The organism is Rufibacter roseus (assembly GCF_001647285.1).
GTDB lineage: Bacteria > Bacteroidota > Bacteroidia > Cytophagales > Hymenobacteraceae > Nibribacter > Nibribacter roseus.
In genome coordinates this window covers 305,443-327,520 of the sequence record NZ_LRML01000005.1, presented here as the reverse complement: position 1 = coordinate 327,520, position 22,078 = coordinate 305,443, and the positions used below count along the sequence as shown (strand labels likewise).

At 46.9% G+C, this 22,078-nt stretch carries 20 protein-coding genes and 1 tRNA gene; 14 read left to right on the top strand and 7 right to left on the bottom strand.

The annotated features are described in order from the left end of the window. Nucleotides 1-100: 100 nt before the first annotated feature. On the top strand, nt 101-994 hold the full coding sequence (locus A8O23_RS09805; protein ID WP_066620255.1) for an NAD(P)/FAD-dependent oxidoreductase: 894 nt from the start codon (nt 101-103) through the stop codon (nt 992-994). Between the two features lie 252 nt (nt 995-1,246). Here A8O23_RS09805 and A8O23_RS09800 read toward each other — a convergent pair whose 3' ends face one another. After that, the gene (locus A8O23_RS09800; RefSeq protein WP_066620253.1) at nt 1,247-2,080 is read right to left on the bottom strand and encodes a cyanophycinase; all 834 of its coding nucleotides are present in this window, start codon (nt 2,078-2,080) and stop codon (nt 1,247-1,249) included. 299 nt (nt 2,081-2,379) lie between these two features. Here A8O23_RS09800 and A8O23_RS09795 point away from each other — a divergent pair, with 299 nt between their 5' ends. Further along, nucleotides 2,380-3,717: an MBL fold metallo-hydrolase gene (locus A8O23_RS09795; RefSeq protein ID WP_066620251.1), complete on the top strand. Its 1,338-nt coding sequence runs from the start codon at nt 2,380-2,382 to the stop codon at nt 3,715-3,717. A gap of 324 nt (nt 3,718-4,041) precedes the next feature. Further along, nucleotides 4,042-4,767, top strand: coding sequence for a DUF481 domain-containing protein (locus tag A8O23_RS09790; RefSeq protein WP_161486714.1), 726 nt, complete (start codon nt 4,042-4,044; stop codon nt 4,765-4,767). A gap of 138 nt (nt 4,768-4,905) precedes the next feature. On the opposite strand, the gene arfB is transcribed toward A8O23_RS09790, so the two are convergent. After that, nucleotides 4,906-5,316 carry an alternative ribosome rescue aminoacyl-tRNA hydrolase ArfB gene (gene arfB, locus A8O23_RS09785; protein WP_066620461.1) on the bottom strand — a complete coding sequence of 137 codons (411 nt, stop codon included), beginning with the start codon at nt 5,314-5,316 and terminating at the stop codon, nt 4,906-4,908. 379 nt (nt 5,317-5,695) lie between these two features. On the opposite strand from arfB, the gene A8O23_RS09780 reads away from it, so the two are divergent. Beyond that, a complete protein-coding gene (locus A8O23_RS09780) occupies nt 5,696-5,887 on the top strand; it encodes a hypothetical protein (protein WP_066620246.1) in 192 nt (63 codons plus the stop codon). 123 nt (nt 5,888-6,010) lie between these two features. Here the strand turns inward: A8O23_RS09780 and A8O23_RS09775 are convergent, their stop codons facing one another. Beyond that, entirely contained in the window at nt 6,011-6,508 is a 498-nt protein-coding gene (locus tag A8O23_RS09775; protein ID WP_153042147.1) for a hypothetical protein, read from the bottom strand. 707 nt (nt 6,509-7,215) lie between these two features. Here A8O23_RS09775 and A8O23_RS09770 point away from each other — a divergent pair. Both A8O23_RS09770 and A8O23_RS21965 read left to right on the top strand, forming a co-directional pair. Further along, nucleotides 7,216-7,623 (top strand): BlaI/MecI/CopY family transcriptional regulator, encoded by a 408-nt coding sequence (locus A8O23_RS09770; RefSeq protein ID WP_066620241.1) that lies wholly within the window; start codon nt 7,216-7,218, stop codon nt 7,621-7,623. Continuing rightward, nucleotides 7,598-9,679 carry a M56 family metallopeptidase gene (locus A8O23_RS21965; RefSeq protein WP_066620234.1) on the top strand — a complete coding sequence of 694 codons (2,082 nt, stop codon included), beginning with the start codon at nt 7,598-7,600 and terminating at the stop codon, nt 9,677-9,679. Before A8O23_RS09770 ends, A8O23_RS21965 begins: the two co-directional genes overlap by 26 nt. A gap of 138 nt (nt 9,680-9,817) precedes the next feature. Here A8O23_RS21965 and A8O23_RS09760 read toward each other — a convergent pair whose 3' ends face one another. After that, on the bottom strand, nt 9,818-10,624 hold the full coding sequence (locus A8O23_RS09760; protein WP_153042146.1) for a hypothetical protein: 807 nt from the start codon (nt 10,622-10,624) through the stop codon (nt 9,818-9,820). A 139-nt stretch (nt 10,625-10,763) separates the two neighbouring features. Here A8O23_RS09760 and A8O23_RS09755 point away from each other — a divergent pair, with 139 nt between their 5' ends. Continuing rightward, nucleotides 10,764-11,279, top strand: coding sequence for a hypothetical protein (locus A8O23_RS09755; protein WP_066620229.1), 516 nt, complete (start codon nt 10,764-10,766; stop codon nt 11,277-11,279). An 85-nt stretch (nt 11,280-11,364) separates the two neighbouring features. Here A8O23_RS09755 and A8O23_RS09750 read toward each other — a convergent pair whose 3' ends face one another. Next, on the bottom strand, nt 11,365-11,826 hold the full coding sequence (locus tag A8O23_RS09750; RefSeq protein WP_066620226.1) for a DUF4304 domain-containing protein: 462 nt from the start codon (nt 11,824-11,826) through the stop codon (nt 11,365-11,367). A 65-nt stretch (nt 11,827-11,891) separates the two neighbouring features. After that, nucleotides 11,892-13,034, bottom strand: a complete 1,143-nt coding sequence (gene hemW, locus A8O23_RS09745) for a radical SAM family heme chaperone HemW (protein WP_066620223.1) — start codon at nt 13,032-13,034, stop codon at nt 11,892-11,894. A gap of 80 nt (nt 13,035-13,114) precedes the next feature. On the opposite strand from hemW, the gene A8O23_RS09740 reads away from it, so the two are divergent. From A8O23_RS09740 to A8O23_RS09710, 7 genes are all read left to right on the top strand, one after another. Further along, entirely contained in the window at nt 13,115-14,911 is a 1,797-nt protein-coding gene (locus A8O23_RS09740) for a BamA/TamA family outer membrane protein (protein WP_082882979.1), read from the top strand. Between the two features lie 75 nt (nt 14,912-14,986). Continuing rightward, nucleotides 14,987-15,063: transfer RNA gene (locus A8O23_RS09735), tRNA-Met, on the top strand. 219 nt (nt 15,064-15,282) lie between these two features. After that, on the top strand, nt 15,283-16,866 hold the full coding sequence (locus A8O23_RS09730; protein WP_066620219.1) for an HsdM family class I SAM-dependent methyltransferase: 1,584 nt from the start codon (nt 15,283-15,285) through the stop codon (nt 16,864-16,866). A 4-nt stretch (nt 16,867-16,870) separates the two neighbouring features. Beyond that, a complete protein-coding gene (locus tag A8O23_RS09725; protein WP_066620217.1) occupies nt 16,871-17,827 on the top strand; it encodes a restriction endonuclease subunit S domain-containing protein in 957 nt (318 codons plus the stop codon). A 92-nt stretch (nt 17,828-17,919) separates the two neighbouring features. Then, entirely contained in the window at nt 17,920-18,597 is a 678-nt protein-coding gene (locus A8O23_RS09720; RefSeq protein WP_066620214.1) for a recombinase family protein, read from the top strand. Nucleotides 18,598-18,663: 66 nt separating this feature from the next. Continuing rightward, on the top strand, nt 18,664-19,161 hold the full coding sequence (locus A8O23_RS09715) for a hypothetical protein (protein ID WP_066620212.1): 498 nt from the start codon (nt 18,664-18,666) through the stop codon (nt 19,159-19,161). A gap of 18 nt (nt 19,162-19,179) precedes the next feature. Next, nucleotides 19,180-19,890 (top strand): hypothetical protein, encoded by a 711-nt coding sequence (locus tag A8O23_RS09710; RefSeq protein WP_066620209.1) that lies wholly within the window; start codon nt 19,180-19,182, stop codon nt 19,888-19,890. 347 nt (nt 19,891-20,237) lie between these two features. Here A8O23_RS09710 and A8O23_RS09705 read toward each other — a convergent pair whose 3' ends face one another. Further along, complete coding sequence (locus tag A8O23_RS09705) at nt 20,238-21,908, bottom strand: hypothetical protein (protein WP_153042145.1); 1,671 nt, start codon at nt 21,906-21,908, stop codon at nt 20,238-20,240. Nucleotides 21,909-22,078: the final 170 nt, after the last annotated feature.

The following is a 22,078-nucleotide window of genomic DNA, read 5'->3' as shown; positions in this document are numbered from 1 at the left end:
TTTGATTGTTTTTTCTTACTGACGGCTTAAGATTATGTTGGCAGAAGTCATCTCTTTTCTGTGGCTTACGTTTAGCCATTTCGGATAAAGAGATTGACCTATGTATGATGTACTGATAGTGGGCGGCGGCCCGGCTGGTTTGAGCGCTGCCATGTTGCTGGGGCGCTGTATGCGCAAAGTGGCTTTATTTGATACTGGTGAATACCGTAATTCCTACTCTAACGCCATGAACGGCTTTATTACCCGCGATGGCACCGCGCCGCGGGAATTTCTGCAGCTAGGTCGCCAAGACCTTGAAAAGTACGAGGTGGCGTTCAAAGACAAACGAATAGTCAAGATCATAAAAGAAGACGGAATTTTTCAGGCCACCGATGAAGACGATCAGGTGTACCTTTCCAGAAAAGTGCTGCTAGCCACGGGGCTGGTGGACCGGTGGCCGAAACTACCGGGCGCCGAACCTTTTTATGGCTCCAGCATACACCACTGCCCATACTGCGATGGCTATGAGTCTAAAAACAAGCCGTTGGCAGCTTACGGCAAAAACCGCGACGGCATTGGTCTTTCGCTCTCATTGAAAACCTGGAGCAGTGATGTCATGCTCTTTACCGACGGCACCAATAAACTTAAGCGCGAAGACCGGGAGCTGCTGGAAAGAAATGGAGTAAAAGTGTCTACCGAGGCCATTGAAATGCTGGAAGGAGAAGGCGGACAACTACAGCGTATAGTCTTGAAAGGCGGCAAAGTAGAGCAGCGGGAAGCGCTTTTTTTCTCAACCGGTTCTGATCAGCGGTCAGACCTGCCCCGCCAACTGAACTGCGATTTTACCAGCCGGGGCGTGGTGAAAACCTATAAACACCAGCAGACCAATCTTTCTGGGTTATACGTAGCCGGAGATGCCGCCCGCGATATGCAGTTGGTCATAGTTGCCGCCGCAGAGGGTACCAAGGCGGCCGTAGCCATCAACATTGAGCTGCAAAAGGAATTCAGGAAATAGTGGAGCCGAACGAAAATCTGAATTCAGGAGTGACACAAGTCGTGTTTTAGTCTTGTTTACTAAAAAGTAGGCCAAAAACACTAAACTGGTTGTTCCTAAAACCTCACTGTGTCTCCAAAGCCTGCGAGTGTCTGTGCCAAAAGCCGCTGCTAACGCACTATTTGCATCGCATGAGAGGCAAGGCGGTGCCTTCTTTACAAGGGCAACATGTTTTTAGGCTGCTTTTACAAAAGAGAGCTAAAAACAAACACCTTATTTGGCAGTTGCCGCGTCTGCGCTGCGTTTCTGCTGCGACAGTGGCCGGAACGTACGGTCTGTGAGGCAGTATTCGTGGCCTTCTACCAACAGGTGCATGGTCAGGTTTTCTATGGCAATCGGGTCGCCCTCTTTCACATCTGGAATGTTGGTATAGCGTACCTTTGAGCCATCCATGATGGTAACTACTCCGGTGCCAAACACCTCTACGTGGTTCGCACTTTTTATGATGATGCCCGTCTCTTCGCCCAAACCAATACCAACAAATTCAGGACGTTTCGTGACGGCGTGGGCAAGTCTGCCAAATCGGCCGCGCTCGGTGAAATGCGTGTCAATAAACAGATTGTTGATAAACGAGAGGCCGTCGGTGGTTTTTACTTCGCCTTTCATGAGCGAATAAGAGCCGTAGCCTTCATAGATCATGCGATTAGACATGGCTGCGGCACCGGCACTGGTGCCGGCAATGGTAATCTCCTCGTGCTGGAACCGCTGCTGCATGAGATGGTGCAACTTGCTGCCGGCCAAAAATTCTTTCAGGCGAAGTTGGTTGCCACCGGTAAAGAAAATGACTTCCGCCTGTTTAATTCGCTCCAGGTTTTGAGGCTTGTCTGGCTCGTTTTCTTCATCAATGTGCATAAACCTAACGCTGTTGCAACCCAGTTCCTCAAAGGCCTCTTTGTATGCCTGGCCAGACTCCATTGGTTCTAACGTAGCAGTGGTAATCACCTCTATATGGGAGTCGGTGCTGCAGATTTCAGACCGAATAAGAGAGATAAGACCATCATCGTCGCCGCCGCCAAGGGCTATCAGAGTTCCTTTAGGTTCCTGCATAAGTAGAGCAATAAGTTGAGAAGCAAACAGACCAACTACGTGGCAAAGGCACGGTAAGGTTAAAGGCTTGCTTCTCAAAGCTACAGGTTTTGACGGAATGAGTACACAGAGCCAATGGCTTATCTACCCTAATTCTTTTGCTTTTTTAGAAGAGGAGTATGCTCGGTAGGTGTGGTGCTAAAGCTTGATGTGGGAAGTATCTACTTTGGCCCGTTCACGTTAAAAGAGGCAAAAGCTTATCTGGCGCTGTAAATTTACCGCGTTAGAAAAAGTGTGAATTGCTACTTAACCGATCTGGTATGAAAATCCATCAGTTTGAAGATAAAGGACTAGCCCATTTCTCTTACACCATCATGAGTGATGCGGAGATAGTGGTCATAGATCCTGCCCGCGACCCCAGGCAGTACGAGGAGTTTGCCATGATGCACGACGCTAAAATTGTAGCCATTATAGAAACGCACCCACACGCCGATTTTGTGAGCGGCCACCTGGAGCTGTCGCAGGCAAAGCAGACGCCCATTTATGTGAGTGCACAGGTTGAGGCCAAATATAAACACACTCCTTTTGATCAAGGAGACGAAATAAAAGTGGGCAAAGTAACCTTGCGTGCCTTAAACACTCCAGGTCACTCGCCAGACAGTATATCTGTACTTTTGTTAGACGAAGACGGAAAAGAAAATGCTGTCTTTACCGGTGATTCTCTGTTGATTGGTGATGTTGGGAGGCCCGATTTGCGAGAAGACCCGGATGATGTGAATACCTCCAGAGAAGCCTTGGCCCGCCAGATGTACCATACCACCCGGGAAGTGTTAATGAAATTGCCCGATCATGTAGTGGTGTACCCCGCCCATGGCGCCGGCAGCCTTTGCTCAAAAAGCTCTTCAGATGCCAAAAGCAGTACAATTGGTGATGAAAAGAGGAGCAATCCTTCACTTCAGCCCATGACTGAAGATGACTTTGTGGCCTGGCTCACCAAAGACCAACCATTTGTGCCGAAATATTTTGCCAGAACCGTTCAGTTGAATAGAGAAGGAAGTCCTGAAAAGTTCGACTCATTGGTGAAAAAAGTGCCTAAGCTAGCTCCTGACCATCCTTTGGAAGACAAGTACGTTGTCATAGACGCACGTCCGCAAGAGCAGTTTAAGCAGGGGCACCTGGAAGGATCTTTCAACATACAGGAAGGAGCCAAGTTTGAAACCTGGCTGGGCACTATTTTAGAGCCTGAAGAGAAATTTTACTTACTGGCCGAAGGCGAAGAAACCATAGACACATTGATAGCCAGATCGGCTAGCATTGGTTATGACCAAAACATAGTGGGTGCTTTCTCAGAGCTGCCTACCCCTACCAAACAAGAACCTACGTTAGATCTGGCCAGTTTCAGAGCTAACCCAGATGATTTTACCATTGTAGACATTCGGAATGCCAACGAGGTGCGGGATAAGCAGATTTTTGCCCACGCTATCAATATTCCCCTGCCCGAGCTGCGGGAGCGGGTGCCGGAAATTCCGTTAGACAAACCCATTGTAGTACACTGCGCCAGCGGCTACCGCTCAGCGGCCGGAGCCAGCATCATCTCCGTAACGGTGCAAGAGGTGCCAGTGTATGATTTAAGCGAAGCCGTCAAAACCTTTGGCTAAACCTGGAGGAATAAAAATTTGTGCCAAGAGCCGTTTTTGCCTTGTTTTCAGGAAATCAGGGCAAAAACGGCTCTTTTCATGTGGCAAGCTGGCATGGGAGAACTCCCCCTGTTGGGTCATGCTTTTGTCCGCTTACCCAAAATGCCGTAATTTTAAGCTTCTGTAACCTGATCAGGCAGATCGTCTTTTCTGCCTTTCATCAACTGACACCGGCTTTGCAAAAAAACTGGTCGCTTATTGTTTATGCCTTTTTCTCCACGTGCTCTCCTTGTTTTTTTCTTTTTTGTAATTGGTCATTTGCCGGCATTCTCACAGATATTGAATGTGGAAAAGACCAGAGTAGAGCGCGATTCCTCTAACTACTTTACCGGCAAACTGGGAGTGAATCTTAATCTGTTTAACCGGCCTGTGGGCACCGAGGGTAGAACAGATCACTTTGTGGGCATAACAGGAAACGGTAACATTGGCTACGTTTCTGAGAACACTACTTACCTGCTGATGGGGTCTTACAATTATGTGCGCCTTAGGGGAGAAACACAGATAGAAACCGGCTATGTGCATGGCAGAGTAACGTTTAAAAGAAAGCAGCGCCTATCTTATGAAACCTACGGGCAGCTGCAGTATGACTATAACCGAGGTCTGGAGCTGAGGTCATTGGTGGGAGCCGGTGTTAGGTTCAGGCTTGTGCATAGCGATGATGTGCGTTTGAACCTGGGTACCGGTATCATGTACGAGCACGAGCGCTGGCGCAATTTTCAGGAAGCAAGATATATTGAAAAGCACATCCCAAAGATGTCAAATTACGTGAGCATTCGGCTGCCCCTGAACCCATACCTGGAGCTCAGTTCCATTCACTACTACCAGTTTGGCTATGATCAGCCCAGTGAGATGTGGCGGCACCGTTTCAGCGGCGATTTCTCATTTACCATGAAAATAAATAACCGGTTTCAGCTCATCACCAGCTTCAATCACACCTATGAAACCCGTCCCATTGTTCCTATTCCCAGGTACTTGTACAATTTGACCAACGGCATTCAGGTGAGCTTTTAAATTAGTTTTGAGTCGCGGGTCCTGAGTCTCGAGTCAAAAGTGAAATTTAATTTTTTTTGTTGTTTTCGGCTCAATTTTTAAAAAGTAGCCCCAAAACGCAGTGCTGTTTCTCCTTGTTTTTGGCTCACGACTCAAGACTCAGAACTCAGGGCTATGCCCTGCGCCGCGTCGGTTCGCCTTTTTCTGGCCTGTCTTCTTTTTGGCTTCAATTCGTTTCTGAACAGCGGCTTTGGAGGGTCTGGTTTTTTTTCGGGGCTTGGGGCGGTGCATAGCCTGTTCCAGCACCTCACATAGTTTCTGCACCACCAGCTCTTTGTTCACTAACTGGCTGCGGTCTTCCTGGCTGGCCAGGTGGAGGTAGCCATCTTTGTTCAGCCGCGGCGCCAGCTTTTCCAGTAACAAAGCCTTCTGCTCATCTGTGAGCAATGCTGAGTTTTCAATAGAAAACCACACCTCTACCCGGCTGGCCACTTTGTTCACGTTCTGCCCGCCCGGCCCGCTGCTGCGCGATGTCTGAAAAGTAAGTTCAGGGGTTAAATCTGGTAACATGGTACTAATGTACGGATGCCGCCCAAAGCAAGTGCTCTTTCTAAACAATTTGGCTTGGCCTTTTATCTCTTCTAGGTAAGACGAGAAGTAAATCCACACTTTATGGCAGTGCGCACTGCTGTGCGCTTCTGAACAGGTTCCGTCCAAAGCCGAACAGGTTGGTAAGTCTTTTTAATCTTTCAAAATGTTGATAATCAGTATGTAATAGTTTTGGCACACCAATTGGAAAAGAAAGTTCAGAATTGAAGCAACGCTGAACACAAGGGCTGCATCTTGTAATTGAAAGCTGGGAGATGCAACTGTTCAAATAATCAAAAACGCTGGTGCAGCCTTTTCAATTTTTAAAAGACTTTAATCTAAAACTTAAAAAACTATTGCCATGAAAATGATTGTACTTATCTGCCTGATGTTTGCCGGATTCATGTTTGCCTTAGCAGATTCTTTGAGCCATGTGCGTTATCCGCAAGAAGTAATTTATGTAAACCAGTATGGTGAGCGCCTACCGGCACCGTACGCCCTAGCGGCAGAGACTGCAGCCAAACGTGCTCCTCAAGCTAAAGTAAAAGCATAAAGAACCCGTTTTGCCAAATTCCTGAGATATAAAGGAGTTGGTAATACTAAGACGAAGCTCTTTTAGGCCTCTTTTCTGAAAAACAGCTCCAAAACAGCTGCCAGATGAGATGCCGCCTATGATTTACTTCTTCTTGAAAATGCCCCTAATGATCTCGCCCGGAGTTGGTGGCTTTTCTTTTATAAGCACGTACCTGATGGAGAAGGCGCCACCAAAGTTAAACCAACTCTCATGCCTTAAGTGAAAAGCTGGTTTTATGTCTGTAGAGAGTAAAAAGGGCAAGCCGTTAATTTTGTACTCAATGCCGGCAATGGCATCTAAGCCGTAAATGGCTCCGAAATCTTTGAGGTGGCCACCGTGTACACCGCCGCCCAAATAATAATTAAAGCGCTGCCCTAACAACGGAAAGTGCCGCTGTCCTAATACAGTGACAGTGACTTCACGCGGGGCAAAAACCACCATACCTTCCACGGTTGTTTTCTCATATACTTTCTGCTGCAGGGTGAGCCCAAATTCCTCTGTGCCTATTCTAATTCCGGCTGCCGTTTTGTATCGTTGAGCCGCTGCTGGCAGCAGGCTCATGAAGCCTAGCAAAAAAGTGAGTACTGTCTTGTTCATCATAGAAAGTGGTACGAAGGCAAAAGCGAAACAGCTACCCCAAAGTTGGCAAAGGCTTTATTGGTTACCAAACCTGCTTAAAATTGAACTGAGAATTGAGGAAGTAAGGCATAGCCCTTAAATTTAAAAAATAGCCGCTGCCTTCTTGGTGTTCTTGCTAATCAGCCACCTCAGGAGCCTTTCTGCTTACTGCTGAAAACGCACAGCAAAAATCTACAGTTGTGGCTCAGACTCTAGTAAACAAGTTCATTGTATTAACTCCAAGCTTCACCTGCCGCCCTTGTTGGTGTTATCACCAACAAGCACGATGGCTTCTCAAACGGTGGACAGCGCTACTTTATATGTATCATTTATGCTGTTGAAGGGGAAGCTAAGATTACAGTTTGACCCGTAGTTTTTCTTATTGGTGATAATACCAACAAGGGCTGGCTGGACTGTTTTCCTTAAGTCTAAGTTACTAGAATACCAATTACCATAACGCCTAAGTATACTTACGAATTAGTGACCCTGGTGCCATTCCTTTTGAAAGGGAGAAAACAGCAAAGGAACAGATGTTTTCAACATCTACTTAAGAATCTCTTACCGCATTCATAACGGAGGTGAGAAATTATTTTTGCATCTACGAAAAATTTCGTGTAAAATATTTTCCTTTTACGAAACTGTTCGTATAATTGTCATACGAAACAAGTCGTAGATAGAAATCAGCTCGAATGACAGACGCCCCTACACCTCCTCAGAAACCAACGGACACCGAACTGGAGATATTGCAGATTCTCTGGCAGCACGGGCCCTGCACCGTGCGCGTGGTAAACGACGAACAGAACAAAGTAAAGGAAACCGGCTACACCACCACCCTCAAGCTGCTGCAGATTATGCATGAAAAAGGTTTGGTGACCCGCTCTGAAGAAAGTCGCTCGCACCTGTACCAGGCCGCCGTTACCGAAGAAGACACCCAGAAACGCCTGCTAGACCGGTTCTTGGATACCACCTTCCGGGGTTCGGCCATGAAGCTGGTGATGCAGGCATTAGGCAACCGCCGCACCTCTCAAGATGAACTAGATCAGATTAAGCAACTTTTAAAGAAACTGGAAGATGACTCCTCAAAACCTACTCCATGATTTCTTGCCCGAGGCCGTCATGCACGCGCTGGGCTGGACGCTTTTGCACTCGCTCTGGCAAGGGGCGCTTGTGGCGCTATTGCTGGCAGCATTGCTGGGCCTCATGCACCGCCACTCTGCCGCTATCCGCTACAAAGTAGCAGGCGCCGGACTTTTGGCCATGCTGCTGCTGGCGGCTGTCACTTTCTATCAGGTATATGAACCAGCCGCTACTGGTGGTACTGAAATCACTACCGTAGCTACACAACATAATGTGACCACTGCCCAAGGTTTGGCGGAAGAACCAGCTCCTAGCCTATGGCAGAAAGTCACAAGCCAAGGGCAGGCCTATTTCAATCAGCATTTACCGGCGGTAGTCACTCTCTGGCTGCTGGGCATGTTGCTCATGACGCTACGATTGTTAGGCGGTTGGGTGTATGTGCAGCGCCTAAAATCTTACCGTACTCAACTAGTGGCAGAGGCTTGGCAGCAGAAGGCCGTACAGTTAGGCCAGAGGCTGGGGCTGAAGCAGGCCGTGAAAGTGGCTGAGTCGGCGTTGGTGCAGGTGCCTATGGTGGTGGGGCATTTCAAGCCGCTGGTATTGCTGCCGCTTGGCGCGCTGTCCGGGCTTTCCACGGCGCAGGTAGAAGCTATTCTGGCGCATGAGCTGGCGCACGTCTATCGCCGCGATTACCTGATGAACCTGTTGCAGAGTGTGGTGGAGACGCTGTTCTTTTTCCACCCGGGCGTGTGGTGGATCTCAGACTGCATCCGCACCGAGCGCGAACATGCCTGCGATGACCTGGCGCTTGCCCTCTGCGGAGATTCCCTCACCTATGCCTATGCTTTAACCTCTTTAGAAGAAATGAACATGAAAAAGAATGAAACCTCTCCCCGTCTGGCCATGGCCTTCTCGGGCCGCCGCCGGACCTTGCTGGGCCGCATCAGTCGCCTGGTGCATAAATCTACCCTTCGCCCTTCTTTCTCTGAGGGTTTTTTAGCCAGTTGCACAGTAATGGCAGCGGTACTGGTACTTTCAGTCAGTGCCTGGGCAAACAGTTCTGAAGAAACAATGGCAGAAAAGAACGTAGCTACTGAGAAGGAGCCATCTGCCAGAACCAGTACGGCCGCAGAAGAATTAAAAGCGGTGCTAGACCATACCGAAGACGGCTATTCTCTGCAACAGCTGGAGGATGGAATTATCATTGTGCAGAACAAGAAAGGCAAAGTAATAGAAGTGTATGTGAATGGCCAGCGCGTGCCCAAGAGCGAGCTGGGCAAGTACCAGGAGCGTATTCAGCGCCAGTTGGCCGCGGCCAAAGAAGCCACCGTTCTGCGTAACGAGGAAGATGTAGAAAGAGCCATGGAAAAGGCAGAGGCTGCTCTGGAGAGGTTAGAGGAAGAAGACGAATTCTATGCACCAGCACCTCCAGCCCCACCGGCACCCAGCAGCCCAAGAGCGCCTCTTGCTCCTCGAGCCCCAGGTGCACTAGGCGTGGCGCCTGTTCCGCCAGTGCCCCCGGTTCCGCCTGTGGCCCCACTGCCCGATGATGAGGAAGGCCTAGCACGCTACAAGCGTGCCATGAAAGATTACGAAGCCCGCATGAAAGCCTATGAAGCCAGAGTAAGAGAGTTTGAGGCGCGCCAGCAGGAGTTTAATGCTCGTTTAGAAGCCAACCACGCAGGACGCATGGAAGACCACAGCCGCCGCATGGAGGAGCATAAGGTTAGAGTGGCCGAACACGGTGAACGCATGAAAGACCATGAAAAGCGCATGGCAGAGCACAAGGTGCGTTTGAAAGAGCATGAGGAGCGCATGAAGAAACACGAAGCCATGATGAAGGCCTTGAAAGCGGAACTGCTAGCCGACGGCTTTATCAAATCTGCTGACGATGACTATCTTTTCAAAATGGATAAAACCGGGCTGTACATCAACGATAAAAAGCAGCCAGACGCCTTGTTTGAGAAGTACAAGAAGCTCATGCAGAAAGCCACCGGTGATGACGTGGAACTGATATTGAAGAAAGACGGTGCCAATTTCATTATCAACAACAAGAGCAGTACCACAACTAAATAAAACCGTGTACAGCTTTCCATTATTGTAAGTCCCTTGGCTGTCTGTTTTTAGGCTGTTTTTCAGAAAATACAGCTAAAACAGTCGCCAAGGGGCTTCTTTTTGCACCCAAGTTTAGGTGGCTGAAAAAGTAGGTAAAGGCTATTTGTCAATGATGCTCTGGATTTCGGCCTTCATGGCTGGCGAAACCAAGTCGCTTAATTTCCTTGACGCCACATCTAGCACCACCACTTCTACCGGCTCTCTGTATCTGTCAAATTTGAAGTCCTTGTTTTTGTCTATGCCCACCTGCACAGACACCAAGGAAGTCTTTTCCATAGGCTCGTAGCTTAATACGGAGCGGCGGTCTAATTTATACTCTACTAGTTTTCTGTCTTTAAGGTAAAAGGCGAAGAGGCTTTGGTAATCATCAGAATCAAGCTTCTTGTCTTGGTTTGAGTCAGTGTCGGTGCCCATGAACAGAAGCAGCTCGGTGCCGTTTACCAGCGCATTTGACCAGTTGGTAACGGCTACTTTTTTTGAGAATATTTTAGTCTTAGTTCCGCTGGCATAATCATAAAAGATGAAGTTGTTGAAGATTCCAGAGTAGGAGTCAAATCTTGACTTTCTGGGCTCGTATTCAAAGCTGCCAGAACTTGCCAAGGCATTTACTCTTTCCTTTTCCTCCAGGTCCACCTGCCCTACCGGGATCACAAATTGCGCTTTGGCGGTGTCTAGCTGTATGGGCTCCTGAAACGATGCCTGTTGCGTTCTGAAAATGGTGGTATCGGTGCCGTTGGCAGTAGTTTCCCTTATTTGTACGCCTTGGTCATAAACATGTCTGGGGCTGTCAAAAAGAGAGTCAATAAAAAGACCTAATGCAATAATTACGGCTAGCCCAAAAGCGGCTAGAAGCATTGTGCCAAAAATTGCCAGTAGTTTGCGGTTGTATTGGGTCAGTTTATCCATGCTTCTAAAATACTGTTTCCATTTAGCTTTCAAATCATAAGGCACCTGTTTTTACCCTGATTTTCCAAAAATAGACCTAAAACGCGCCCTGTCTCCTTCCGGCTTAATCCGTACCTTTGGCATTCTGTTATTGTAGTGTATGGCTGAAAATAATTTTCCGGAGCTGAAGCACCTGTTGGGGCTGCCGCTCACCAAAGCTACCCGCATAGGGCAGGTGCAGTATTTCCATTTCGGCAAGGCCAGTATCACCAATGCCCACGGACTCATACTGGATGTAGGTGCCTGGACACTGGAGGTATCTTGCTTTTGGCAGCTGGAAGAGGCGGGTCAGGTGAAAATCAGCTTCCAGGAAGCCGAAATTCCCCGCGACAGCCAGTCTTTCGCCAACCCCGAGTTTGATGTACAGGTGCCTGGTAACAGCCTCAGAGACCGTAAACTGCAGGAGCTGGTGCGTGCCCAGCCCGAGGGGCTGAAGGTGTGGCAGGTAACCGCTTCTGAAGACGGCGATTTGACCATTTCTTTAGAAGGAAATCGCGTACTGCAGGTGCAGCCCACGCAAGGCGTTTTGCCCGAAGCCCAGCTTTTTTGGCGGCTATTCAGCAACGTTTCTGAGGAAGTGGTTGGGTTTGGGGCAAATGGCGTAGAACGGGGCTGATTTAACTAACCGTTATTATTGAATGGCTCAAGTGTGCGCTTGAAATGATAATTGATAACCAAGAAGAGTTTCAAGTACAAAATATTTACTCTCTTTCTTTTTTGAACAAATAGAAAAAATCTTCTTTTGTTTTCACGCGATTAAGGTATGGAAGGACGTAGTTAACAAGATTGTCCTTCATCTCAACAATCAACTTTTCTTCATCTGTGCTTGCATCAACGTCATACCAGGTATCGAGCTGGTTCCTAAGTTGCCCAATCCTCTTATGTGAATAACAATCATAAACAGAAGGGAACGTAGGAAGCGGTTTTCCTTGATTGTAAACCATGCTTTGCCAGTAATCGGGCAGAAAAACACCCACATTAATGGTGAAACTTATATCATCTTTGGTATTCCACCGGCTTTTCTGAGCATTAATAGCCTGCCCCAGCTCCTCCAGCTGAAGATAGAAGTTGTTTCCCTTCTTTTTAAAACCTAAAGGTTTTAGGACTTCTTGAAATCCTTCTTTAAGAATTCTGTTAAACTTGGTTTCTGCAATTGTTTTCATACAAAATTACTTACCATGCAATAAGGTGTTTTTGGCCTCTTTTTCCAAAAACAGCCCTGAAACGCCTAAACAGATTCTTCGTTCAGCAGAAACAAGTCCAAGGCTATTTCATCGGCCAATAGTTTGCCGGCTTCAGTTAGAATCAAAACTCCGTTTTCTTCACGCAGTAAACCTTTGTCTTTTATTTGCTGCAGGTATTCTGCGTGTAGGTCTAGTAGCTGGATGCCCCACTTCTCCTGAATGTAGTTGGTGTCGCAGCCCCAGCTGGTGCGGAGGGTGGTCATGACATACTCATTCACGCGGTCTTCCACGGTCAGTTCCTCTACGGTACACGGCAGTTCGTTCTGCTGCAGGCTCTGCACGTATTTTGGGTTGTTGGGCAAGTTGTACTGACGACTGGTGCCGTTGAAGGAGTGGGCGCTAGGGCCAATGCCTAAATATGGCACTTGTTTCCAATAGCTGCTGTTGTGCTTACTCTCAAACCTAGGCTGGCAGAAGTTGGAAATCTCGTAATGAAGGAAACCATGGGCAGCAGCTTGACTCATCAACAGCTCAAATTGCTGGGCTACGCGTTCCTCGTCGGCGGGAGAGAACTTGCCCTTGCGCACGCGGTGGCCAAAAACGGTATTGGGTTCAATGGTAAGGGCGTAGCACGATAGGTGTTGCACGTTCAACGCAAAAGCTTTGGCCAAATCTTCTTCCCACAGCGCCGGGTTTTCGGCCGGAATGCCGTAAATCAAATCCAAGGAGATATTGCCGAAGCCCAAATCCTGCGCCAGTTTAATACAGGCTTCGGCCTCAGCCGCTGAGTGCGGACGGTTCATGAGCTGCAGGTGCGGGTTGTGGAAAGACTGCACACCAATGCTCAGGCGGTTCACCGGTGTCTGGCTCAGCGCCAACAACTTCTCCGGCGTCAGGTCGTCGGGGTTGGCCTCCAGCGAAATTTCCGCCGAAGGATTCACGGGGAACAACCGGTAAATCGTCTCAAACAGCCCCTGCAACTCCTGCACTGATAGAATAGAAGGAGTGCCGCCGCCAAAATAAATGGTATCAATGGTGGCGCCGTTGAGGTAACTTTGCTGCAGCGCCAGCTCCTGCTGCATAGCGTTCAGTACCTGCTCTTTCAGGCCTAGTGACGTACTGAAATGGAAATCGCAGTAATGGCAGGCTTGTTTACAAAAAGGGATATGAAGATAAATTCCGGCCAAAATGCGTTAAGTAAAGGAATTGCGTTAAAAGAAAAAGTGCGGCTGCTCAAAATTGAGAGGCAAGCCGTAAATTACAAACAATGAATCTGAGGCTAAGTTCCGCTGTGCGTTACATGTTTTCCCTGCAAAGGTACAGAATTCTGGGTTTGCTCCTGGTGTTGTGGCTTTGCGGTGGTTTCGCGCAGGCGCAGAACAAAACCGTGGTACAGGTGGTGACTCCGGAAGGCGCTGAGGCCGCTGATGTCTGGAAACGTAATCAGCCCAAAAATATTCCGCTTGATTCTGTCAATCTACATCAAGGGCTGCAGGCATGGCTGGGGAATGTGCGGGAACAGGGGTATCTGGCCGCTTCTATTGATAGTCTGGTGCGGCAAAACGATTCGCTAAGGGTGCATGTGTACACCGGCAGGCCCATTGTGTGGGCTTCTTTGCAGAACGGCAACATTGGCGAAGCGCTTCTGCAGCGGGTGGGGTTTCGGGAGAAGTTGTACAGAGGCACTCCTTTCAGGCCGTCAGAGTTTGCCCGTTTGCAGCAGGCCTTGCTGCGCGAGGCCGAGAATACTGGCTATCCGTACGCGCAGGTGGTCATAGATTCCTTGCAGCTCCGGCAAGATTCCCTGCAGGGCGTGGTGCGACTGGTTCGGGGACCGCTTATGACCATAGACTCTATTGTAGTGGTAGGCACTGGCCGCATTCAACCCACAGCGCTTACCAGATACACGCACCTGGAGAAAGGGCAGCCTTTCTCGCAGCAGCGCATGGAAGAAGCAAACCGAGCGCTTCGGCAGCTTCCGTTTTTGAAGGTGGTAGGCGCTCCGCAGGTGCTGTTCGCCAAAAACCAAGCCCGTATTTATTTCTTTCTGGAAGAGAAAAAAGCGAACCAGTTTGACGGCATCATCGGTTTCTTGCCCGACCCAAATAGCCGAGAGGCCAAATTATTGATTACCGGTGAAGTGAACCTGCAGGTGCGCAACCTTCGGGGCAGCGGCAAGCAAATTGGGCTGCACTGGCGGAAGGTAGAGCGAAATTCGCAGCTGCTGGACGTGGAGTACCGGCACCCACACCTGTTCTCCTCGCCGTTTGAGGTAGCAGCCATGTTTCACCTCTACAAGCAAGACACGTCTTTCCTGAACCTGCGTCCGCGCCTGGAGATTGCCTATCCGCTTTCCACCACCAGTCGCGTCACTTTCTTTGCCGAAGTGTTGAGTTCCCAATTGCTGTCGCCGGAGGCACTGCGCCAGCGCACCGCCGACTCCTCGGCTATTGACGCCAACTTCACCTCGTACGGCGTGGCCTATGCCTGGGGCAACCTGGATGATTTGTACTTCCCGCGCCGCGGCTCCCATGCCTTTTTTCAGGGTGCGGTGGGCAACAAGCGTATTCAGCGGAACGCCCGCGTAGAGGCCAGCTATTATGATACCCTGCAAATGAAAACCACGCAGCTGTCGGTGGCAAGCCGTTTGGAGCGCTACTGGCCTGTGACTAAAAACGGCGTGGTGCTGACCCGGCTAAAGGCGGAGGCACTCCTGAACCAGCGGCTTTACTTGAACGAGCTTTTCCGGCTTGGTGGGCTGAACAGTATCAGGGGGTTCGATGATTATTCTTTCTATGCCAGCTCCTACGCCATCAGTACCCTTGAGTTCAGGCAATACACCGGCGAAGACTCCTACCTTTTCCTGCTCTATGATCAAGGATATCTAAGAAGAGACCTGCCGGAAGAAAAAAATATTCAGTGGGCCAGCGGTGTGGGCGGCGGCATTAGCTTTTCAACGGGAGCCGGTGTGTTTCAGTTAGTTTACTCCGTGGGGCGGAACGAACAGGAGGGCTTTAGCCTGCAGCGGGGCAAAATTCACTTCGGGATAACTGGCCGTTTTTAGCCTGTTTTCCTAAAAACTTATTAAAAACGTTTGGAGGTTAAAACAAAACGCCTTACCTTTGTATCACAAAAACAGTGCGGGATGGAGCAGTTGGTAGCTCGTTGGGCTCATAACCCAAAGGTCACAGGTTCGAGTCCTGTTCCCGCTACCCAATAGTAAGACAAAGCCTTGTAAGTTAACCACTTACAAGGCTTTTGTCGTTTTACAGGTGTCCAAAAAGGTGACCAAAATCTCATTTCGTTGTTCATCTAACAAATATGTACCATTAAATAAGGCAAAATTTAGCAATTAAAAAAATGCCTTATGATTACTGTTGTCTAGATTCAATAAATTTAGGTTTACCTAATAAATAAGAAATTTTAAATAGTCCAATGTCTGAGCATACACATACACGACTACCTTTAGTAGAAGAACTAATTAAACTTGGGTGGGATAAAAATCAAATTCAATATTCCCCTGAATGGAGGGTGCCCCAAAGTCCTAGTGAGGCAAGTAGAAGAGAGGCTGGCCAAAGCTTTAAAGGTTACCCAGTAGATGTAGCAATTTTTGATAGCCCTTCGCACTTAGGAGATTATGAACATATTCAAATAATTATTGAAACAAAGGCTCCTAATAAAAGTGAAGGTGTAAACCAATTGAAAATCTATATGGGGCTAGAGCCTCATGTAGTATTAGGAATTTGGACGAATGGAGATGAAATAACTTTAGTTTATAAAACTCCTGAAGGAAAATTTGAAGTTGCTCTTAATGGCAGTTTACCAAAATTTGGCGATGCAATTATTAAAGCTGGTGAAAATAAATTGACATGGAGTGATTTAGAAGAGCCTTCTACTGCAAGATTAAAAAAAGTTTTTAGCCGTCTTTTGAGCGTTGCTGTTTCAGGAGACACACGGAGTACTAGAAGTGATGAAAGGCTAAATAACTTATGTAATGTTATTCTGGCAAAATTAGAAGGAGACAAGATCGCTAAATATTCTCCTTCTAAGTCTGTGCCATTTCAAGTTTGGGACACAGAAGGGGAAACGGCAAGGAGAATAAGGGATTTGTTCCAAGGTATGAGAATTGCTCATAGTGATATTTTTATGACGGATGCTGATAGTGATATCAATTTAGATGACCATACCATTACTTTATGTGCATATGAACTTTCTAAATTTAGGCTCCGAGATGCCTCAATTAGTGCTGTCTCTGAAGCGTTTCAAGTATTCCGCACGGCTAGCTTAAAATCAGAGGAAGGTCAATATTATACCCCTTATCCTGTAATAAGAAGCGCAATAAAATTAATGGAGATAGCACCTGAGGATAAGGTTTTAGATCCCGCTTGCGGAACTGGAGGATTTCTTTTAGAAAGCTATAGGCAACTAAGAGAGAGATATCCAGCAATGAGTGATGGGGATGCAAAAGGATGGGCTCAGAGACATTTATTTGGAGTGGATAAAGACCGAATAAATGTTAAACTCACTAAAGCAATAATGTTAACAATAGGTGACGGTTCAACACACACGTTTTTAGGTGACTCACTTCGAAAGCACCTTTGGAACGCTTATTACCCAGATTTAAGATCTTCATTGATTCCAGCCTCTTTTACATGTATAGTTACAAATCCGCCTTTTGGGAAAGATTTAAAAATGAGCAAAGTAGATGCAAAGGCTGCTGGTATTGTAATAGCACAAAAAGCAAAAAAGGAAGTTTCTGGTTTCAAGTTTGAAGTGAACAAATTTGAAGAGCGAGAGTTGGGAATCCTGTTTTTGGAAAGGTGCCATGAGCTTCTTGTAAAAGGCGGCAGATTAGGTATTATACTACCAGAAACCTATATGTTTTCTTCCTCTTATGCATGGCTCAGACAGTGGATTAAGGATCATTTTAATATGCGTGCAATACTGAATATTCCAATGGAGGCTTTTCAAGGCTTTTGTCGTGCAAAAACTAACTTTTACATTTTAGAGAAAAAATAAAGGTATGCATAAGCCAAGTTGGTATTCGGATGGACAAGTATTAGTTGTTAATGCTAAAACTTGTGGGATCAATAAGGATGGTCATGAGCAATACATAGTAAATCCAGAGACAGGGATTCGCTCAAATGAAACTATCAATGATCAATTAGCTGAAGCTTGTGATGAAATAAGCAAAGGTAGCTTTAGTAGGGATGATGTTAGTTTTAGATCTCAAAGTGAGATTTTTATGCTTGATGTTTTCGTTCCAAAGTATTATGATGCTTCTGTTTATAAGGGGATTAACAGTCTTGTGGAGGACAACGGGGAGTTCACACTAAAGACTTTAGGGGAACTTGTAGAAGAGGGAAAAATATATGTGTTTGGAGGCCATGGGAGTCCAAGTTCAGACCAGAGAGTAGGTACAATACCCTATATTAAAGTTTCAGATTTGAGGGCTGGTCTGGTAAATATCAATCCAACAAATATGATTCCTGAAGCATTGGCTAAGGTCTTTTGGAGAGGAGGAGAGTCAAAGTTAAAACCATATGATTTAATTTCTCCTGAGCGTGCTTCTAAGAACATTGGAGAATTTTGTGTCCTCATGCCTGGGCAGGAGAGAGTCGTTTTAACAAAAGAGGTTATTATTGTTAGAGCTTGCGAAGGAACTGCCATTGATCAATTTTATTTGATGTGGGCACTCTCTTTAAAAGAGGTGCGAGAGCAATGGGAGAGAATTATCTTTATGCAAACCAATAGAGAAGATGTTGGCAAAAGAGTTTTAGAAATATCCATCCCCTATCCAAATGACAAAATTGTTGCTGCTAAGTATGCAGAGCCATTTAAAAAATATTTTGAGAGCTTAGAGGCTGCACGCAAAATTTTTATGAAGTCACTAGATCAATCTTCATTTAACCATTTTATTCATTGGGGAGAGATGGAAGTAGAGCCTAAAGAAAATGCTGAATCTGGGGAAGAAGGGTAAGTTGTAATCTTAAGATGTATACTTTTTTAAACGGACGTTTATAAAAGTGAAAGGCATAATGTACCTTTAGTGTGTTAAAAGCAAAAGGTGCAATGAAAACCTACGTAGCATATTATAGAGTATCCACCCAGAAGCAAGGGGAAAGTGGTCTTGGACTTGAGGCGCAGAAAAACGCGGTGCTTTCTTTCCTGAAATGCACGGACTGCATCAAAGCGGAGTTCACAGAGGTTGAAAGCGGGAAGAAAGACCACAGACCGCAGTTGAAAGCTGCCATTGCACATGCTAAGGCCACAGGCAGCACTTTGGTTATTGCCAAGCTTGACAGGCTATCCCGCAACGCTGGCTTCATCTTTTCCCTGAAGGACTCTGGCGTGGATTTCATCTGCGCAGACATGCCAGACGCAAACACTTTGACCATTGGTATCTTTGCAGTGCTGGCGCAGCATGAGCGTGAATTGATAAGCAGCAGAACCAAGGCAGCGTTGGAGGCTAAGAAGGCGCAGGGGTTCAAGTTGGGAACGCCAGAGAACCTATCCGAGGCTGCAAGGTTGAAGGGTTTGGCTGTACGCAGGGCCAACGCCGCCAACAGCAAAGAGAACAAGCAGGCAATCCACCTTATCCTGAGCGCCAAGGCAGAGGGTAAGTCCTTCCCGCAGATAGTGGCTAAGCTGAATGAGCTTGGCTACCTGACCAGCAGGGGCAAGAAGTTCGGCCTCAGTTCAGTCCACAAGCTTTACACAAGGGCAACTGTCTCTGGTGATGCCCTCTAATTTTAAATTTAAAATCCCCTCCCACTGCTTCCAGTTTCACTTCCATTAAATTGTTTTATTAGCTGTATGAAAAAGCCATTAAACGTGCCTCTAAGGGTAAAGCACTTCAATAACCAGATAGTAGACAAGGACGCTCTCATCCTGTTTGATGAATCTTATCTGTTCGCGGACCCCAATAACCCAAATGACTACTTTACCGACCTTTATAAGAGGGCATTGGCTAAGGGCCGTGTACTGGAAGAGAAGAACGGGTGGTATACCCTTTACAAGAACAGTAAGAAGAAGAAGGTGATTGTACAGGGGCAAAGCTACTTGCACATCTTATTCTACCTTGAGAAAAGAGCGCAGGCGAAGTGTGACAAGTGGTTGGATGACCTGAATGAAGAGGGCAACAAGGATTCTCACCTGACCCTTGAGGAATTTGAGGCCAAGTACGGGATAAGCAGCGATGAACCCGAAGAGGAAGCCAGTGAAGAGCCTAGTTCCAAGGGGTTTGAACTGGAAGAGAAGGACGGGGTGACCTTCATCAAGAACACCACTTTCGTTATCTCTAAAATACTTTAAGCTTGTCTATTTGAATCCATGAACTATCAGGAACAGCTAAGTTCAGACAACTGGCAGGCCAAGCGGGTAGCCATTCTGAAGCGAGATAATAAAAGGTGCCTACTGTGCAGGAATGGAAACCTCTTCAGTTATGGGGAAATTGCATACATAAATGGTTTCATGCCATCAAAAACAGGTACGGCTGTAGATTTGAAATTATCTGATAGCAGGGAAATCTATGCATTCATCCCTAGAGGTGTTATGCCGAAAGTAGATAATGGTCTTCTTGTTGTCATAAGCAGGCAGTCTAAGAGGGAACTTGAGAATATTGAAAAAGAGGCGGTTGTATTTCTTGCGGTTGAAAACCATACAGAAGGACTCTATGACAGGCAAGACAAATTTGAGGCAAACATTGATGAGTTGAAAAGTTTTGACTTGGAAACTGTCAAATGGGGTTATATAGGCGGTCTTCACATACACCACACCTACTACCAGCATGGCTTGTTGGCGTGGGAATACCCAGACGAAGCATTGCAAACGCTGTGCTACATTTGCCATGAACAGACCCACAAGGCGGGGAAGACACCTGTGAGGGGTGCCGACGGTAGGGTGATAGGTGAATACCACAATTGTGATAGGTGCAACGGGGCTGGTTATTTCCCCAGATACCGCCATGTGAATGGGGGTGTGTGTTTCAGGTGCAAGGGCGCAAGGTATGAGGAACTGCGGGCTGAATCCAACGCAGAATAAACATGCATGAATAAGGCTTAGGATATAATGGTTTTTGGCCTTTTTTAGCCCCGTGAAGCGAATATCTTTGTGAAACAATGTACATCTAGGGTGTAAGAATCACAACGCCTAAAATGGCCTTTTTTTAACATATTCCTGAAAGGGAAATGGCCTTCACTTCCTCTGCTGTGAAGGCTGAAATCTTTCCTTTCCTAGGCCTTGGAACAGGCAGCAACAACCTTACTTGCATATACTTTTTAGCCTTTTTCAGACCGTTGTAGCCTACTTCTGCCTTTGACCTACTCTGTGGGTAGGCTTTCAGCAAAAGAGAGGCTAAAACGGCCTGATTTGAAGCTTTTTCAGGAAACCTACGCTGTCTTCTCTACCCAAGGTTCAACGGCTACCATAGGGGCAACGCCTATGCACTTTTCCATTTCCTCTTTGATGATGCCCTCCACGAAATCTTCATAGCCCTCTAAGGTCACAAGATTGTCATGGATGGTGAACAGGGGAAGGTTTGGGTTCCTTGAGGCAATGCGCTTGGCTATCCTGTCCAGCATAAGGTGGGATTCCAGCCTCTGCAATAGAGTTACGGGCAGGGTATAACTTTTATCCCCAAGGAAGTTCTTCCCCTTCAGCAGGTCCAGAAACGCCACGACGGTCGGGAAATACTTTGCGAACACCTTCTTCCTTGCGTTGAGGTAAGGGCCACCGTTCACCTTTGAGTAGAACACGGCCAACACGTCTTTCTTAAGGGCTTTCATATCAATGTACCTTACCCCAAGTTCCTCTTCAAACCTGTCCTTCATGAAGGGGTAGAAAGTACTGTCTATGACCCCCTGCCTGTACCTTAAAGTGTCCTCTGGTAAGCTGTAATCATTGTTTTTTATGTTTCTGTTGAATATATCTACTAACATTATGGAAGAAGATATTCTGGAAGACATAGAAGAAGAACTTCTAAGGAAGATATGTTCAATGATACATAGATGCTCATTGTAAAGGCATTTAAGGGAATAAGGTGTATTAAAGGACATAGATACCGCCTTAGTAGAAGGCCTTTTAGGGGAAGAAGTGTTATCCAATATAGATAATCGGTCCAGCAGCCCTACAACGGAAGCATTGAATGATTTTAAATTTAATTTCCGCTCCGTTATCGTAAGATTCCCCGTGCCGTTTGCCCTTAAATTATTTAACGCCCCCACAAACTCTTCATCCAGCCCGTACAGTTCACCGCTTAGAAGCCCCAGAAGAAGGTAGGGCTGTGAGTTCTTTATGTCTATGCTCACCAGTTTCTTATTGTCCTTTCCCCACGTGATGAACTGCTTGGCCTCGCGCTTCATGTAGGTGAAGGGGTTGTGCAGCCTCCTGCCCGTACCGTCTATGGTGAAGGTGAAGTTGCCGTTACCCTCTTTTAGCATCCGCAGGGGGTGCATGTAGGCGTTGAACTTCAACCTTGCGCTTGGCTCTGGGTAAGCGTTGCCCTCTATCCCCAGATACTTCCTGAAGAAGTTTTCCGCACCCTTTATGTCAATATTCAGCCTCTTGTCCCTGAACCACCTGTGAAGGAAGGGGTAAACGTCCTTTGCGTCAGTCTTCACATTTGCCATTTTGGAGAGGCGTTTGATAAACCTTGTGTCTGTCAAGGGCACGTATCTCACCTCTGTCTGGTACTTGGGCCTGAACCTGTAGCCCATGCACTTCCCAGGCAAAGCCACCAGCTTCCCTTCCCTCATGGTCATCATCCCTGCCTTCTGGTACTGCTCCAGACGCTCAATCACGCGGTATTTCTCAAGATATTTGATGTACTGTAGGTAGTTGTGCGCGATGCCCTGCAAAAGCTTTGATGAAAGGGGCACGTACCCGCTCTCTGTGATGAGGTCAAAGTCACGTGAGGGAACAGAGGTTATAAGGCCAATGTAATAGAGCAGGATGTCCTTGTTGAAGTTGCCTATGCCTTCCGTGCTGTGCTTTTCAATGAATCCATTGATGTCAAAATTGGTTGGAACGGCTACCAGCGGTTCCGAAATGTTCTCTTCCACTTTTTGATAATTGATTTGATGTTTTATTAAATTGTTTAATTGGTAAAGTTTTGGCAATACAATACCAGCAGAGGTTTTTGCCTCTTTTAAAATGTCATTCTGAAAGTTTCAAAATTGCCTTTTACAAAGATACCTCCATGTGTTACAAGTGGCGGGAATTTTTATAAAGT

Coding starts and splice junctions, on each gene's coding strand:
- arfB (WP_066620461.1), bottom strand. CDS start 5,316: ATGTTACCAGATTTAACCCCTGAACTTACTTTTCAGACATCGCGCAGC.
- A8O23_RS09715 (WP_066620212.1), top strand. CDS start 18,664: ATGAAAAAGCCATTAAACGTGCCTCTAAGGGTAAAGCACTTCAATAAC.
- A8O23_RS09750 (WP_066620226.1), bottom strand. CDS start 11,826: ATGAAAACAATTGCAGAAACCAAGTTTAACAGAATTCTTAAAGAAGGA.
- A8O23_RS21965 (WP_066620234.1), top strand. CDS start 7,598: ATGACTCCTCAAAACCTACTCCATGATTTCTTGCCCGAGGCCGTCATG.
- A8O23_RS09725 (WP_066620217.1), top strand. CDS start 16,871: ATGCATAAGCCAAGTTGGTATTCGGATGGACAAGTATTAGTTGTTAAT.
- A8O23_RS09740 (WP_082882979.1), top strand. CDS start 13,115: ATGAATCTGAGGCTAAGTTCCGCTGTGCGTTACATGTTTTCCCTGCAA.
- A8O23_RS09800 (WP_066620253.1), bottom strand. CDS start 2,080: ATGCAGGAACCTAAAGGAACTCTGATAGCCCTTGGCGGCGGCGACGAT.
- A8O23_RS09760 (WP_153042146.1), bottom strand. CDS start 10,624: ATGGATAAACTGACCCAATACAACCGCAAACTACTGGCAATTTTTGGC.
- A8O23_RS09775 (WP_153042147.1), bottom strand. CDS start 6,508: ATGATGAACAAGACAGTACTCACTTTTTTGCTAGGCTTCATGAGCCTG.
- A8O23_RS09720 (WP_066620214.1), top strand. CDS start 17,920: ATGAAAACCTACGTAGCATATTATAGAGTATCCACCCAGAAGCAAGGG.
- A8O23_RS09795 (WP_066620251.1), top strand. CDS start 2,380: ATGAAAATCCATCAGTTTGAAGATAAAGGACTAGCCCATTTCTCTTAC.
- A8O23_RS09805 (WP_066620255.1), top strand. CDS start 101: ATGTATGATGTACTGATAGTGGGCGGCGGCCCGGCTGGTTTGAGCGCT.
- A8O23_RS09770 (WP_066620241.1), top strand. CDS start 7,216: ATGACAGACGCCCCTACACCTCCTCAGAAACCAACGGACACCGAACTG.
- A8O23_RS09730 (WP_066620219.1), top strand. CDS start 15,283: ATGTCTGAGCATACACATACACGACTACCTTTAGTAGAAGAACTAATT.
- A8O23_RS09710 (WP_066620209.1), top strand. CDS start 19,180: ATGAACTATCAGGAACAGCTAAGTTCAGACAACTGGCAGGCCAAGCGG.
- A8O23_RS09755 (WP_066620229.1), top strand. CDS start 10,764: ATGGCTGAAAATAATTTTCCGGAGCTGAAGCACCTGTTGGGGCTGCCG.
- A8O23_RS09780 (WP_066620246.1), top strand. CDS start 5,696: ATGAAAATGATTGTACTTATCTGCCTGATGTTTGCCGGATTCATGTTT.